General features: G+C 70.7%; 7 protein-coding genes and 1 pseudogene. All 8 read left to right on the plus strand.

All coding sequences use genetic code 11. The annotated features are described in order from the left end of the window. Window positions 1-2053, plus strand: a pseudogene (locus WH85_RS51880) (hypothetical protein); the annotation flags it as partial. 2 nt (window positions 2054-2055) lie between these two features. Continuing rightward, on the plus strand, window positions 2056-2454 hold the full coding sequence (locus WH85_RS38550; RefSeq protein ID WP_045747096.1) for a hypothetical protein: 399 nt from the start codon (window positions 2056-2058) through the stop codon (window positions 2452-2454). Beyond that, window positions 2451-6413, plus strand: a complete 3963-nt coding sequence (locus WH85_RS38555; protein ID WP_045747097.1) for a type VII secretion protein EccC — start codon at window positions 2451-2453, stop codon at window positions 6411-6413. The genes WH85_RS38550 and WH85_RS38555 overlap by 4 nt, the downstream gene beginning before the upstream one ends. Window positions 6414-6432: 19 nt before the next feature. Beyond that, window positions 6433-7842: a type VII secretion integral membrane protein EccD gene (eccD, locus tag WH85_RS38560; protein ID WP_045747098.1), complete on the plus strand. Its 1410-nt coding sequence runs from the start codon at window positions 6433-6435 to the stop codon at window positions 7840-7842. A gap of 6 nt (window positions 7843-7848) precedes the next feature. Next, window positions 7849-9207, plus strand: a complete 1359-nt coding sequence (gene eccB, locus WH85_RS38565; RefSeq protein WP_045747099.1) for a type VII secretion protein EccB — start codon at window positions 7849-7851, stop codon at window positions 9205-9207. 9 nt (window positions 9208-9216) lie between these two features. Next, window positions 9217-12321, plus strand: a complete 3105-nt coding sequence (locus WH85_RS38570) for a hypothetical protein (RefSeq protein ID WP_045747100.1) — start codon at window positions 9217-9219, stop codon at window positions 12319-12321. Window positions 12322-12325: 4 nt separating this feature from the next. Continuing rightward, window positions 12326-15631 carry a right-handed parallel beta-helix repeat-containing protein gene (locus WH85_RS38575; RefSeq protein WP_045747101.1) on the plus strand — a complete coding sequence of 1102 codons (3306 nt, stop codon included), beginning with the start codon at window positions 12326-12328 and terminating at the stop codon, window positions 15629-15631. Window positions 15632-15702: 71 nt separating this feature from the next. Further along, a complete protein-coding gene (locus WH85_RS38580; RefSeq protein WP_245674277.1) occupies window positions 15703-15978 on the plus strand; it encodes a YbaB/EbfC family nucleoid-associated protein in 276 nt (91 codons plus the stop codon). Window positions 15979-16145 lie beyond the last annotated feature (167 nt).

The raw sequence follows: 16145 nt of genomic DNA on the forward strand, positions 1-16145 counted from the left end.
CGGCGCCACCCCCGGCTCCGGCGGCAGCGGTCTCCAGGCGCCGATGATGCCGGGCATGCCCGGTGCCGGTTCGCCCGGCGCGGGTGCGGGCAGTGGCGGTTCCGGTGTGCCGGACGCCCCGGACTCCAAGGGTCTGGTCGACGGGGACGCCTCCGACTGGCAGCAGTCCGACCTCGACGTGGGCATCCCCAGCGTTCCCGGTGGCGCGGTGCCCGGCGGCAGCGGATTCGAAGGCGTCACCGCACCGCAGATTCCGGACCTGCCCTCGTCGGGGGGTACGGGCGTGGACACCACACCCGGCGGCGGTGGGGCCGGGTCCGCGGTGATCCCGGACTTCCCCTCGGTGGAGACCCCGCCCGGGGTGGAGACCACTCCCGGCTCGTCCACGACCCCGGGCACCGGCACGCCGATGATGCCCGGATCGCCGGGTTCGCCCGGAGCGGGTGCCGGAACCGGATCGGGCGTCCCGGACTCGCCGGAGGCCTCGGGGCTGATCGGTGCGGACGCCGGCGACTGGAACCCGTCCGGGACGGCGAACACGGGTACGCCCAGCGCCCCGGCCGGAGCCGGCGTGGGCGGGGCGGGCCTGGAGACTCCGGGATGGTCCACTCCGGACATCGGTGCCGGCGGGTCGGAAGCCTCTTTCGAGGTGCCGAGCGCGGACGGCGTACCCCAATGGGAGAATTCCTCAGCGGGAACCGAAGTGACCACCCCGGCCACGTCGGGGGTTGGCGGTATGCCCCCGATGCCGGGAATGCCGGGAAGCAATGCGGCGGGCGATGTCACGCCACCCGGTGCGACGGACGCGTCGGCGCTGGTGGAGCAGGAGCAGACCGGTTGGTCGCCGTCGGCGCCGGTGGAGGGGACGCCGGGATCGGCGAACGGTGCCTCGGCGGGTGGCGCGGGGCTGGAGAACCCGGTCGTTCCCGCTCCGCAGATGCCGGACCTGAGTGTCCCGGACATCAGCATTCCGGCGGATTACGCCCCGGATCTCGGGGTCCCGGACATCGAGGCGCCCGACGTTCCTGCGCCCGACGTTCCCGCGCCTGACGTTCCTGCGCCTGGTGTTCCCGCGCCGGACGTCCCGGTTGTGGAGATCCCCGAAGCGGTGACGACACCTGACGTGACCGTGCCTGAGGCGACGGTTCCTGAGGTGACCGTGCCTGAGGTGACCGTGCCTGAGGCGACCGTGCCTGAGGCGACGGTTCCTGAGGTGACAGTTCCCGAAGTGACCGTGCCTGAGGCGACGGTTCCTGAGGCGACGGCTCCGGGGGCGCTTCCTCCGCCACCAGCGGTGATCATTCCGCCGGTTGCGGTCGATCTGCCCACGGCGGTGGACCTGCCCGGCGCGCCCGGTGTCGATCTGCCCAACGCCCCGGCTGTCGACCTGCCCAGCGTGCCGGGTGCTGAGCTGCCCGCATCGCCGGTGGTGGAAGCGCCGGTTCCGGCGGTCGAGGGTGCGACGGGCGGGACCGCTCCGGTCGCCCCGGTGCTCGTCGGCCCTCCCGGTCAGCCCGGACAGAACGCCCCGGCACCGCAGGCGGCCCAACCCGGTTCGCCGAGCCAGCCGAGCCCACCTAGCCAGCCGAATCACCCGAGCCAGCCCGGTCAGCCCTCCGGTGCGAACTCCGCATCGGCTGCCGACGCGACGCCGAAGAAGGCGCCCGCGGCGGCCAAGGAGGAGGTCGTCGTGGTACCCGGTGTGGGCGTCGCGGCGGGCGTCGGCGGGGTCGCAGGCGTGGGCATCGCGGCGGGCGCCGGGAGAGCGGGTGCCACTCCCGCAGACGACGGCCGGAACGGTACAGTCCCTCGGCGATCCGATCATGACGACGACCGGGATGACGACGTTCGCCCCGACTCCGCCGAGATGCTGCGGGAGGACGACGCCACCTGGGGTGGCGACGGCACTCCGCGCCCCCGGCCGGCGGCCGACGATCACGTGCCGCTCGTCCGGCCGGACGACGACCCCGACGACATGTCGGGGTGGGACGACGCCAGTGACTCGGATTGGCTGACCGGTGACAAGCCGTCCGATGACGGTACGGAAGGGTGAGCATGTCCGAGACCCCGCAACGTCCCCGTGCCGTGTGGCGGCGGGTCGCACCGCCGAAACCGGTCGCGCCGGCCGGCGGTGTGCCCGAGTTCTTCAGTGCCGACCGGGAGAAGATGCGCACCTGCGGCGGGGACGGCGCCAGTGACGCCGAGTTCATGAAGTCGCTCGCCAAGCAGGAGGAGGAGTCCGAGGCGCGGGCGCGGGCGTACTGGGCCGAGCAGGAGAAGAAGCGCAAGGACGAGGAAGAGGCCAAGAAGAAGGAGAAGAAGCGGCAGGCCGAGGAGGACGACGACGTCAAGGCGGCCGAGCGCTACCGCAACGACCGTTACTCGGTGAAGCTGCTCCGCCAGGAGAAGACGACCTGGGGCGGTAACGACGCCGACTCGGGGATGCTCGGATGAGCACCGTCACCGTCAAGCGCCCGCCTCGCGCGGCCGGCCCGGAGGCGCCGGAGGGCTCCGTCGAGCTGCAGGAGCCGCCGCTGATGGCGGAGGAGGCCCCGCTCGACTTCCGCTCGTTCGCGATGGTCGTGCCGATGGGCCTCGGCATGGGCGCGATGCTCGCCATGTTCGGCCTCTACAACCGCACCCCGATGATGTACGTCATGGGCGGCGCGATGGCCGGCGGCATGCTGCTCATGGGTGTCATGCAGATCGGCCGTGCCGCCTCCGAGCGCAAGCGCAAGATGCGTGGCGAGCGACGGGACTTCCTGCGCTACATCGGTCAGCTGCGCAAGCAGGCCCGGGAGGCCGCCGACCAGCAGCGCCGGTTCGTGCTGTGGAACAACCCGCAGCCCAGCTGGCTCTGGTCGGTCGCGATGAGCCCTCGGCTCTGGGAACGGCGGGCCAGTCACGAGGACTTCGGCCGGGTGCGGATCGGCCTGGGCCGGCAGAAGGCGATGTTGAAGTTCAACCCGCCGTCCACGAAGCCGATCGAGGACCTGGAGCCGCTCTCCTCGATCTCGCTGCGGCGGTTCTCCGAGGCGTACCAGACGGTTTCCGGCATTCCGACCTCGGTCGGTCTGACCAGCTTCACCAGCATCGAGTTCGAGGGCGCGATCGATCCGGCCATCGAACTGGCCCGGGCCATGGTGGCGCAGCTGGCCACCTTCCACGCCCCGGAGGATCTGCGGATCGCGGTGCTCGCCGCCGAGGTGCACCGCGGCCCCTGGGAGTGGATCAAGTGGTTGCCGCACAACGCGCACCCGACCGCGTTCGACGCGGCCGGGCCGACGCGGATGTTCGCCGGCACCCACGACGCCCTGATGGACATGCTGGGCACCGAGATCACCGACCGCGGCGACCACGACAAGAACGTCCGGCCCACCTCCAGCGAGCCGCTCGTCGTGATCATCGCCCACCTGGTCGACCTGCCGGACAGCTCCCGGCTGCTCGGCGCCGGCATCCGCAACGTGGTGCTGCTCGACCTCACCGGCGCGATGCCCGGCGGTCCCAAGGTGCTGCGGCTGACGGTCAAGGACGACGTGGTCGAGTTCCCGGCCGGCGTCACCACCGGCACGGCCCAGCGGGACGGTCTGGACGACATCCAGTGCGAGACCCTGGCCCGGATCATCGCGCCGAAACGGACCAGCGGCACCCTCGAGGTCTCCGACGAGCCGATGGAGACCAGCTTCGAGCTGACCACGCTGCTCGGCATCCGCGACGCGATGACCTTCGACGTGCAGGCGCTCTGGCGGACCAGGACCGCGCAGCGCAACCGCCTCATGGTGCCGATCGGCGTCACCGAGGAGGGCGAGGTCATCGAACTCGACCTCAAGGAGTCGGCGCAGGGCGGCATGGGCCCGCACGGCCTGCTCATCGGTGCCACCGGCTCCGGCAAGTCGGAGCTGCTGCGTACGCTCGTCTGCGGTCTCGCCGCGACGCACAGCTCGGAGATCCTCAACCTGGTGCTCGTCGACTTCAAGGGCGGCGCGACCTTCATCGGCATGGAGAAGCTGCCGCACACCTCGGCGGTCATCACCAACCTGGCCGACGAACTCCCGCTCGTCGACCGCATGCAGGACGCGCTCAACGGCGAGATGACCCGGCGCCAGGAGATGCTGCGGGCAAGCGGGTACTCGTCGCTGTTCGACTACGAGAAGGCGCGCGGCAACGGCGCCCAGCTGGTGCCGTTCCCGGTACTGCTGATCATCGTCGACGAGTTCAGCGAGTTGCTCTCCAGCAAGGCCGAGTTCATGGACCTGTTCGTCTCGATCGGCCGTCTGGGCCGGTCGCTCGGCGTACACCTGCTGCTCGCCTCGCAGCGACTGGACGAGGGCCGGATCAACCGGGTCGAGGGTCACCTCTCGTACCGGCTGGCGCTGCGGACGTTCTCGTCGATGGAGTCGCGGTCGGTCATCGGGGTGGGCGCGGCGTACGAGCTGCCGCCCGAGCCCGGTAACGGCTACCTGAAGGTGGACACCACCAACCTGGTCCGGTTCAAGGCGGCGTACGTCTCCGGCAACTACACCGGTTCGGGCCGCCCGGCGATCACCACGGAGGCCGCCGAGGAGCTGGCCGCCGATGTGGTGCCGTTCACCACCCGGCAGGTCGCGGTCCGCCACGACCCCGGTCCGGACCGCGCCGACGAGCCGGTCGTGGAGGAGGCGCCCACCGACGCCAACGGCCCCAGCCTGGTCGAGGTGCTGCTGGACCGGCTCTCCGGTTCCGGCCCGCCGGCCCGTCAGGTCTGGCTGCCGCCGCTGTCCGCCGCGCCCAGCCTGGACTCGCTGCTCCCGAGCGTGGTGCCGGACCCGGTCCGGGGCATGACCATCGAGGACCCGTACCTGCGGGGCGGCATGCGCGTCCCGGTCGGCATCGTCGACCGGCCCGCCGAGCAGCTGCGCGAGCTGCTGTTCGTCGACCTGAACGGCGCGGACGGTCACGTCGGTATCGCCGGTGCCCCGCAGAGCGGCAAGTCGACCCTGCTGCGCAGCCTGATCCTGGCGCTGTCGCTGGCGAACACCCCGAAGGAGGTCCAGTTCTACGGGCTCGACTTCGGTGGTGGCGGTCTGGCCTCGATCTCCGGTCTTCCGCACGTCGGCTCGATCGCGACCCGGATGGAACGCGACCGCGTGGTGCGTACCGTCGAAGAGGTCCTGCAGGTCATGGAGAAGCGCGAGGCGGAGTTCACCAGCCACGGCCTCGACTCGATGACCAGCTACCTGGCCAAGGTGGCCGAGGGCGTGATCGAGGACAACTTCGGTCACGTCTTCCTGGTCATCGACGGCTGGTACACGATGAAGCAGGACTTCCAGGACCTGGAGCAGAAGTTCCAGGAGCTGGCCTCGCGTGGTCTGTCGTTCGGCGTGCACGTGATCGTCACCTCGACCCGCTGGTCGGAGATGCGCACCTGGATGCGGGATCTGCTCGGCACCAAGCTGGAGCTGCGGCTCGGTGACTCGATGGAGTCCGAGCACGGCAACCGCAAGGCGCAGACCGTGCCGAACCAGGTGGGCCGTGGTCTGACCGACGGAGCGCTGCACTTCCTGTCGGCGCTGCCCCGGATGGACGGCATCTCGGACGCCGGTGATCTGGCCGAGGCGACGAAGGCCGTGGTCGAGGAGATCGGCACGTTCTGGCCCGGCCCGTCCGCGCCGCCGGTCCGGATGCTGCCGGCCCACCTGATGGCCGATTCGCTTCCCGAACCGGAGCCGGAGTTCAAGGTCGTTCTCGGGTACGACGAGCAGCGTCTCGCCCCGGTCTGGCACGACTTCATGGCCACGCCGCACCTGCTCGCCTTCGGTGACACCGAGACCGGCAAGACCAACATGCTGCGCCTGGTGCTGCGGGCGATCCAGCAGCGGTACACCCCGGACCAGGCGAAGGTCGTGCTCGGTGACCAGCGCCGTGATCTGGACACCGCGATCGACGCCGCCTACCAGGTCGGATTCGCCTTCACCGGCGACAAGATGTTCGAGCTGGCCGGCCAGGCGTCGGTGTCGATGAACAAGCGGATGCCCGGCGCGGACATCTCCTCGGAGCGGATGCGCCGGCGCGACTGGTGGGAGGGCCCGGAACTCTTCGTCATCGTCGACGACTACGACCTGATGTCGAAGGGCACCGGGCTGGGTTCGACACTCGACCCGGTGCTCCCGCTGCTGGCCCAGGGCATGTACATCGGTCTGCACGTGATCGTCGCCCGGAGCACTTCGGGCGCCATGCGGGCGATGATGGACCCGGTCATCCGGCGGATGTGGGAGCTCGGCACGCCCGCGACGCTCTTCTCCTATCCCAAGGAGGAGGGCAAGTTCCTCGGCGAGGCACGGCCCCGGCAGCTGCCGCCGGGCCGGGCACAGCTCGTCACCCGGCGCGGTGTGCGCCTGATGCAGACCGGCTACGTATCGGACTCGGCGAAGTGACCATCAGAAAGGCTCGCTGGTGAGTACAGCGTTGAACGAGCAGCTTTGCCGCATCACCGTCATCGGGCCGGAACGCAGGGTCGACCTGGCCGTGCCGACCCGCACGCCGGTCGCCAGCCTGATGCCCCTGTTGGTCCGGCACACCACCAACCTGGCCCGGGTTCCGGACGGTGACGTGCCGGAGGAGTCCTGGGTGTTGCAGCGTCTGGGCCAGACGCCGTTCGAGCTCTCCGGCACCCCGGAGAGCCTGGACTGGCTGGAGGGCGAGGAGATGTACCTGCGCCCGGCCCAGGACCCGCTGCCGGAGTTGGACTTCGACGACCTCGCCGAGGGCGTCGCGACGATGGTCAACCGCCGGGCGGACCGGTGGCAGCCGGAGTACCGCCGGGTGCTGTTCCTGGTGCTCTCGATGGTGGCGATGGGCACGCTGGCGGCGGTGCTCGTCGACCGCGGTCCGGTGCTGCCGCAGGTGATCGTCGGCGGGGTGCTCGCGGCGGGCCTCTTCATCGCCGCGCTGGTCAGCGCCCGCCGGCAGAACGACGGCGCGTTTCCGCTGCTGTTCGGCGGTGGTGCGGCGTTCTTCGCGGCGGTCGCCACGTCCAGCGCCGTCGACGGCAACCCGGACGGTGTCTCGCTGACCGGGCCGGCCCTGCTGGCCGCCGCGGTCGGCGTGATGGTGGTGGCCGTGCTGCTGTTGATCGCGCAGCGCACGGTCACCCCGGTGATGCCGTTCCCGCCGATGCTGATCATCGGGGTGACGGCCGCGATGGTGGTGCTGGTCCTGCTCACCCAGAGCATCGCCCAGCTGACCGCCCCGGCGGTCTCCGGCACCGCGGCGTCGCTGATCCTGATGCTGATCGTGCTGGCGCCCCGGATGGCGGTGAAGTTCTCCCGGCTGCGCGGCCCGCAGCTGCCCAAGACCGGCGCGGACATGTCGTACGACATCGAGCCCGAGGACTCCGACGTCGTCAAGTCGCGGGCCAACGACGCGGACACCTACCTGACCGTCTGCATGACCGCTTCCGCCCTGGTGCTGCCGGTTCTGATGCACTTCACGATGGAAGCGCCGGGTTGGTCGGGCTGGACCCTGGTGCTGGTGATCTCGAGTGCAATCCTGCTGCGCTCGCGTACCTTCTTCGGCCTCTGGCAGCGGATCGCCCTCGTGGCGGCCGGTACCGTCGGCTACCTCATGGTGGTCCTGAAGTTCTCCGACATGTTCGGCGAGTCCGGCCGGTACGTCCTGCTGGGCGGACTCGTCGCGCTGCTGATCCCGCTGGTGATGGCCGCGCTGCGGCCGTGGCCGCGGCGCATGCTGCCGTTCTGGGAGTACACGGCCACCGGTCTGGACGTCGCCACCGGCCTGGTCGTGCTGCCGGTGCTCGCGCAGGTGCTCGGGCTCTACGCCTGGGCCCGCGGACTGTTCGGGTAGGCGAGCATGCAGACGCAGCGCGACCACGTCCACGCCCATCAGTTCATGATGGGCCGGTTGAGTTCGGCCCTGGTGCAGGGTGACCCGTCGACCGCGGAGATCCCCGGTCGGCGCGCGCTCACCGGTATGGCGTTCGGCGTTCTGATCAGTGTGCTGGTGGTGGCCGGTTTCGCCGTCTACGGCTGGATCGTGCCGGGCGGCAGCAAGGCGTACACCCAGGCCGGCGTGATCCTGGTGGAGAAGGAGAGCGGCACCCGGTACGTGTTCCTCAACGGGATGCTGCGGCCGACGCCGAACCTCACCTCGGCCATGCTGATCCAGGGCGGCTCCGCCACGGTGAAGCTGATCTCCAAGGAATCGATCAAGGACATCCCGCGCGGACCGTCGATCGGTATCGACGGCGCGCCACAGTCGATCGCGACCGACTCGATGGTCGCCGGACCGTGGCTGACCTGCCTGCCCGGTTCGGTCGTCGACGACCCGGCGGAGAGCCTGGGCCTGAACCTGGACCCGCGGGCCACCGGGACCGCCGTCCCCGCCGACCGGTTCGTGGTCGTCCGCGGCCCCAAGTCGGTCACGTACCTGGTGACCGCCGCGCAGAAGTTCAAGGTCACCGACCCGGCCGTGCTCGTCGCCCTCGGAGCCAGCACGGTCCGCCGGGTGCAGGCGCCGCAGGTCTGGCTCGGTTTCCTGCCGGACGGACCGGACCTCGGTCCGGCGAAGATTCCCGGCGCCGGCGAGAACGGCAAGGTCGGCGGCAAGAAGTACCCGGTCGGCACGCTGTTCCGTCAGCAGCCGGACACCGGCTCCGAGCAGCTGTTCGTGCTCCGCCGCGACGGCCTGGCCGCGATGAGTCGCACCGAGTTCCTCTTCGCCTCGGCGACCAGCGACGCGAAGCCGGTCGAACTGGACGCGGCCGACCTGGTCTCGTCGGAGGCGTCGAGCGACCGTTCGCTGCTCACCCGGCTCCCGGACCTGACCGGCCTGACGCCGCAGGAGACGACCGGCGTGGAGGCGCTCTGCCTGAGCCAGACGGTGGTCGGCGAGCAGTCGTTCGCCAGCACGGCGGTCTTCGTCCCGCTGGCGCAGTCCGGAGTGAACACCGGCGGGCGTACCGGCGTGATCACCGCGCCGGGATCCGGAATGGCGGTGCTCCCGGCACCGTTCCAGGAGGGGTACAGCGATCCCCTCGCCACGTACATCGCGGACGACGGGAAGGCGTACCAGATCGGTGACACGGATTCGGCAGCGGCGCTGAAACTGAACAAGGTCGCCGCGGTTCCTTTCCCGAAGAGCTTGCTCGCGTTGTTGCCGCAGGGGCCGACGTTGAGCGTGAGGGCCATAGCGGCCGCAGAAGTGGGGTGAGTCGATCAAATGGCATCCCGGTTTCGCGACCTGCTCGGTGGTGGCAAGGACCGACCCGAGGGCATCGTCCAGCACACGGTCGGTAACGCCCTGGTGGTCCACACCGAGGACAAGATCAGCCCAGAGGCGCAGTCGCTCGCGCTGTCGATGATCGAGGACACCGAGAACGACGTCGTCGTGCTCGACCTCGGTGACGGCATGCCGATCACGGCTTGGGAGTCGATGGCGGTCGTGCTGCCCCGGCGCCGCCGCGGCATCCGGCTGGTGGCGTGCGGCCGGCACCGCAACTCCGCGGCGATGGCCGGTCAGTGGCTCTCCGAGCGGCTGAACCGTACCGTCATCGCGCCGGACGGCGAGCTGGTCCGCGGTTCGGCCGGTGCGCTCTTCGTGCACTCCGCGCCGGGCAGCGGCTGGGTGAAGTTCCGCCCCGGGCGCCCGCCGACCTGGGACGCCAAGCGGTACCCGACCCCGCTCTGGGACCGGGCCGCGATCAACACCCAGCCGTCGAGCGCGACGGGTGAGATCGAGCCGATCCCGGCCGGTGTGTGGATCCACAGCACCCGCAACCCCGAGGTGGTCGAGCAGCACCGGCAGCGGCTCACCTCGTACGTGCCGTGCCACCCGGACACCATGACCGTGCTGCTCGGCTGCCCCGGCACACCGGCGCTGTCCCTCGACGACGTGGTGCGCTTCTGGCGGGGCCTGGACGAGGAGAACCGTCAGCGGGTTCGGTTCGCGCAGTTCGGCGACGTCCGGATGCCCGAGGGTGAGGCCTTCGGGCAGGCACTCGCCGACCTGCTGAACACCAGCGTCGTCTGTTACACCGGCATGCCGATCGGCAGCCCGCAGAAGAACGAGATCCGCACGGTCCTGCCGGACGGCACGCTCGGCTGGGCGCCGTTCGCGCTCGAGCTCGTCTACGTCCCCCGGGCGCACCCGAACTCCCGCGCCAAGCGCCCGACCGTGCTGAGCCACCGGCCGCCGCTGAACGCGGCCGAGGAGATCGCTCCGCGGGTCTACTGGTTCGCTCCCGGCGCGGTGGTCGAGGTCGTGCAGACCGGCCTCTGGGTCCGTTCCGCCGAGGAGCCGAAGAACGCCGAGCAGGTCCGTTCGGCGATGCTCGACGCCGAGGGCGGCACCCTCGTCTTCGACGACACGATCCACTCCGCGACCGACCGGATGCGGGAGCTGGCGGTCGACCTGGCCGCGCGGGTCAGCGGCCTGGAGGGCACCGGCGGCGCGCTGATGCCCGCCTCGGTGCTGGTGCCGGGCGCGAAACCGGCCAGCCGGGCGCAGGCGGTCATCGACCTGGAGGAGGAGACCCGCAAGTTCGGCGCGGAGGCACCGATCCCGGCCTATGTGGACATCGCTCCGCCGGCCCCGGTCGCCCCGTCGGCAGCGGAGAACGTGGTCATCGCCGCGGTCTCGGTGCCGGCCGCGCGTTTCGAGATCAACGCGCAGGCCGAGGCGGAGCGCATCCCGCTGTCGGCTGCTCAGGAGCAGGTGGTTGCTCAGGAGCAGCAGGTGGTGGCTCAGGAGCAGGTATTGGCTCAGGAGCAGGTGGTGGCGCCGGCCCCGGAGCAGATCCAGGCGGTGCCGGCGGGTCCGGCGCCGATCGAGGACAACCCCCCGCAGGGGTACGCGGAACCGGTCGACTACGCACTTCCCGCGCCACCGTCGGTGCTGGTCGGGTTCGGCGCCCAGCCGATCTTCGTGTCCGGCCCGACGGTCCCGGGCGCTCCGGAGCCGGTCGCGCAGGCCGAGCCGGAGCCGCCGACCGAGCCGATCGTCCGTGCCGAGCCCTCCCCGGAACCGCCGACCGTGCCGATGAGCTTCGGCGCACCGGTCGCACCCGTCGCACCTGTCGCTCCCGAGCAGCCGGTGTTCGCGACTCCCGTGATCGCGACGCCGGTCGTCGAGACGCCGGCTGTCGAGACGCCGGCTGTCGAGATCCCGGCCGTTCCGGCGCCGGTGGCCGAGGTCGTGCCGGAGCCGCCGACCATGCCCGCCGGGTTCGGCGAGCCGGTCCGGGCCGGGACACCCGCGTCGCCGTTCCCGCCGGCCCCCACTCCGCCCGCGCCCACTCCGCCCGCTCCCGAGCCGGTGACCCCCGACGCGGTGGTCCCGGTGTCCCAGCCCGAACCGGTGATCCCGGAGCCGGTCGTCCCCGACCTGGCGTCCGCACCGGCCCAGAACCCGGTCGAGGCGGCCCCCGTACCGGAGAAGGCGCCGGAGCAGCCGCAGGAGGAACCGGAGCCGGCCGTCAGCCTGGTCGAGGCCCGCTGGCAGCCGGTGCCGTCGGCCGGGGCGAGCGCCCTGCTGCGGGAGAAGAAGGGCCTCGCCGACGAGCGGGGCTGGCTGCGCCGCACGCTCAGCCGCGAGTTCGACGTGATGGCCAGCTCGGTGTCCCGGATCATGTCCGAGCACCCGGGCATGCAGGGTTCCGGGCAGTCCACCGAGGACGTCCTGGCCGACGCGGTGGCGCTGCGGCTCTACCTCACCGGCCGCGGTCCCGGCGTCGACGCCGGTCTGCGGTCCGGGCGCAAGGGCCCGCACGTCCCGTTCGCCCGCTGTGTGGTCTCCGGCCTGTCCCGGATGTCGTCGTTCCGCGGGACGACGATCTACCGGATCTCGCCGACCGACCTCGAGTGGGAGCTCTACGAGGACCGCCGGCTGGTCACCGACTGGGGGTTCGTCAACGCGCTCACCCAGCCGTGCTCCACCGAGGACGGCGACACCGACGTGCTGATCTGGTCGATGACGGCGCGGCGGACCACCGTGCTGGAGCCGGACGGCGACGAGTCCGTCGAGGACCGTGTGCTGTACCTGCCGGGCACCAACTTCAAGGTTCTGGAACTGCGTAAACCCTCCGAGGGCGAGCGCGGCGCGGTCCTCATGCGGGAGATCGGCGCCAACGAGATCGACGACAACGGCAAGGTCGACTCCAACCGGGTCTCGCTCGACGAGCTGGCGGTCACGTCACTGCGTCGCAGCGTCGACCGCTGGGCCGCGGCCGAACCTCGCAAGCGGATCGGCGCCGGGGCCCGCGGGCGGCTTCGTACGCTGCCCGGGCTGGAACGCATCGCGCAGCCCGGACTCGACGGGAAGGGGTGACGCCATGAGTCGGCAGGTACTCGTGGTGGGTGACCGGAAGCAGGGCTCCTATCCGACGATCGGCTCGGCGCTGTCCCGTGCCGAACCGGGCGCCACGATCAACGTCCACCCCGGCAAGTACGTCGAGAAACTGGTCGTCGGCAACCGGGTGACGATCAGCGCGGCCCAGGCCGGCACCGTCGAGGTGCACGTCGAGGAGGGCAGCGTCCTCGTCGTGCACGGTGAGGGCGCCCAGCTGCGCGGGATCACGCTGACCAGTGACGATCCGAAACTCGCCGCGGTCGACGTCTATGCGGGCGAGGTGGCCCTGGACGACTGCCGGGTCAGCGGCGCCTCCTGGGTGACCCTGCTGGCCCGGATGCAGGGCTCGGTGGCCCTGCGCGGCTGCGACGTGACCAGCTCGGTCGGCGCGGGCGTGGTGGTGATGTCGGTCGGCGCGAGCACGATCGAGGACACCGTCATCCACGACGTGGCGACGACCGGTGTGGTGGTCGGCGAGAAGAGCGCCCTGACGCTGCGCCGCTGCCGGGTCAAGGCGGCCGGTGCGAACAGCATCTGCGCCGGTGGCGACTCCCGGCTCATCGTCGAGCAGTGCGAGATCACCGGTTCCGGCAAGCCCGCCCTGGTGATCGAGCAGAAGGCGTTCGCCCGGGTCCGGGCCCTGTCGGTGACCGAGAGCGGCAACGTCGACGTCTTCGTGCGCGGCGAGGCCGACGTGCAGATCAGCGACTCGACCTTCACCGGGGCCGCGGTCCAGTCGGTGCACCTCACCGAGGGCGGTTCGCCGTCCTTCAAGAACTGTGTCTTCACCGGTGCCAAGCACGCCGCCGTGCAGGTGCTCGCCGGCGCGAACCCGGTCTTCACCGACTGCACGATCAGCGACGTCCCGGTCGGGATCCTGGCCGGCAGCAACGGCACCCCGCGTTTCACCGGCCTGACCGTGCGGGGGACCGGCGACAACGTCGCGACGATCAGCGGCGACGCGACCGTCACCCTGCAGCGGCTGCGCGCCGAGATCACCAAGGGCGCGGGCATCCAGGTCCAGGAGAACGCCTCGATCGACGGCGCCGACCTGGTGGTCGAGGCGGGCGGCGCGGTGGGCCTCACCCTGAGCGGCCCGGCGCGCGGCATCGTCCGGGAAGCCCGTTTCCACGGTACGGGCGCCGTCGTCGTCCAGGTGGGCTCCGGTGCGGAGCTGACCCTGCAGTCCGCCACACTCCGCGGTTCCGGGCTGATGTCCGAGGGCACCGTGCATCTGCGCGACAGCGAGGTGGTCGACGCCTCCCGTGACGGTCTGCGGATCAAGGGGGCGGTCACCGCCACGCAGACCCGGATCCGCAACGCCAAGGCGGACGGGATCAGCCTCGAGGCGGGGGCCGGGGGTTCCTTCACCGAGTGCGAGGTGCTCAACAGTGCCGCGGTCGGCATCAACGTGGACACCGAGGAGCCGGTCGCGCTGACCCGGTGCGTGGTGCAGGACAGCGGCAACGAGGACGTGCGCCGCGTACCCGGCGCCAAGGTCACCGCCGACGCGCTGACCGTCGGCCGCCGTCAGCAGTCGGCCGGCCCGAGCACGGTTCCGTCGCCGCGGTCCGATCCGGCACCGGCGCCGGATCCGGACCAGGACGGCCAGGCCACCGAGGAGAGCGGCAACGACGAGCTCAGCGAGCCGCTGCGTGAGCTGAACGGCCTGATCGGTCTCAAGGGCGTGAAGCATGAGGTCACCGCCCTGATCAACCTGATCAGGATGTCTCAGGTACGCCTGCAGATGGGCCTGCCGATGCCGCCGATGAGCCGGCACCTGGTCTTCGCGGGCCCGCCCGGTACCGGTAAGACCACGGTCGCCCGGCTCTACGGCTCGGTGCTCAAGGAACTGGGCATCCTCTCCGGCGGCCACATGATCGAGGCGGCCCGCGCCGACCTGGTCGGCCAGTACATCGGCTCGACGGCCATCAAGACCACCGAACTGGTCACCAAGGCCATCGGCGGTGTGCTCTTCATCGACGAGGCGTACACGCTGTCGGCGGGTTCCGGCGGCTCCGGACCGGACTTCGGTCAGGAGGCCATCGACGCGCTGATGAAGATGATGGAGGACCACCGCGACGAGCTTGTGGTGATCGTCGCCGGGTACTCGGAGCTGATGGAACAGTTCCTCGCCTCCAACCCCGGTATGGCCTCCCGGTTCACGCGTACGGTCGAGTTCCCGAACTACTCGGTCGAGGAACTCGTCACGATCACCTCCAACCTGGTGCGCAAGCACTACTACGAGCTGACCGACGACGCGACCGACGCCCTGACCGAGTACTTCACCCGGGTGCCGAAGAACTCGACGTTCGGTAACGGTCGTGTCGCCCGCAAGCTGTTCGAGGCGATGATCAACAACCAGGCGTCCCGTCTGGCGAGCATGCCGGCGGTCAAGGACAACGAGCTGAACCGGCTCACCGGCGCCGACGTCGAACCCGAGCTGTCGCAGCTGGAGGACCTGCCGGTCGAACAGGGCGCGCAACCGGACGCGGCGACCGACCCGGCCGGCGCGATCAACGCCGCGCGCAGCTGGAAGCGGATCTGTGACCTGGTCGGCGGGCGAACCGTCAAGGAGGCGGCCGGGCAGACCCTGCTGCAACTCTGCGAGGGACGCAACCGCCGCCGCGGACCGGGCAAGACCGGCAACGTGCTGATCAGCGGCCGTCCCGGGAACGGGCGCAGCGAGTACGCCCGGCTCTACGCGGCCGGCCTCGCCGAACTCGACCTGGTCCCGGTCGGCCAGCTGGTCCGGGTGAGCACCGGGCTGGAACTCGCCCCGCAGTGGGACGGTCAGGCCCGCAACCTGGTCGCCGCGGCGCTCGAGGACGCGGCCGGCGGCGTTCTGCAGATCGACTGGACGGACGACGGCAGCGGCGCGGTCCAGGAGATCGGCGAGGCGCTCGCCACTCAGATGCGTTCCCGGCTGGGCGACCCGGTGGTCGTGCTGGTCGGTGAGGAGGCCGCGCTGGCGAGCCTGCGGTCCACCGTCCCGGCGGTCAACGAACTGTTCGGGCAGCAGTGGCCGGTGCCGGACCTCGGCGCCGACGAACTCGCCACGGTGGTGGTGCGACACCTGGTGCGGCGCGGGCACGAGGTGCCCGAGGACGTGCAGGCCGCCCTCGCCGAACTCGCCAAGCAACTGCCGGACCGCACCGTCCGGGCCGCGCACCAGTTCTCGACCACGCTGGCCCGGCGCACCGGGTCCCGTACGATCGCGCTGGCCGACCTGTCCCTGATGGCCTCCGCCCTGGGCGGCCAGTCGGTCGGTCTCGCCTCGGTCGGCTGACCGGCCCCGCCAGAAAGGTCCTGATCATGCAGCCGCACTCCAAGCCGGTCCCGCCGACGTTCGAGGAGTTCATGTCGAACGCCCAGCAGATGCAGGACCAGATGATGAACGCGCAGGCCGAGCTGGCGAAGGCGGTCGTCACCGGCCGCTCGCAGGACGGGACGGTCGTCGTGATGGCGACCGGCCTCGGCAAGCTGCACGGTGTCCGGGTCGATCCGAAAGTGTACGAACAGCGTGATGTTTCGTCACTACAGAACGCAATCGCCGAGGCGATCCGGGCGGCCGGTGCGAACGCCGGAAACCTCGCGTCCCAGAAGCTAGGCGACGTCGAAATCAACCTGCACTGAGCGTGTGAAGGTTCATGAAGGCCGTCTTGACCTGCGGTTATCTCTGAACCTTCATACCTCGTTCGTCGCGATGAAGGCTGCTGTGAAGATTTTTTGAAGAACCTTTCAAGAGACTTCCACAGCCTACATCGAGTGACGGAGGTGGCTGTGGAGCAGGTTGATGTCGC

Source organism: Actinoplanes rectilineatus (assembly GCF_000962825.1).
GTDB classification, from domain to species: Bacteria; Actinomycetota; Actinomycetes; order Mycobacteriales; family Micromonosporaceae; genus Actinoplanes; species Actinoplanes rectilineatus.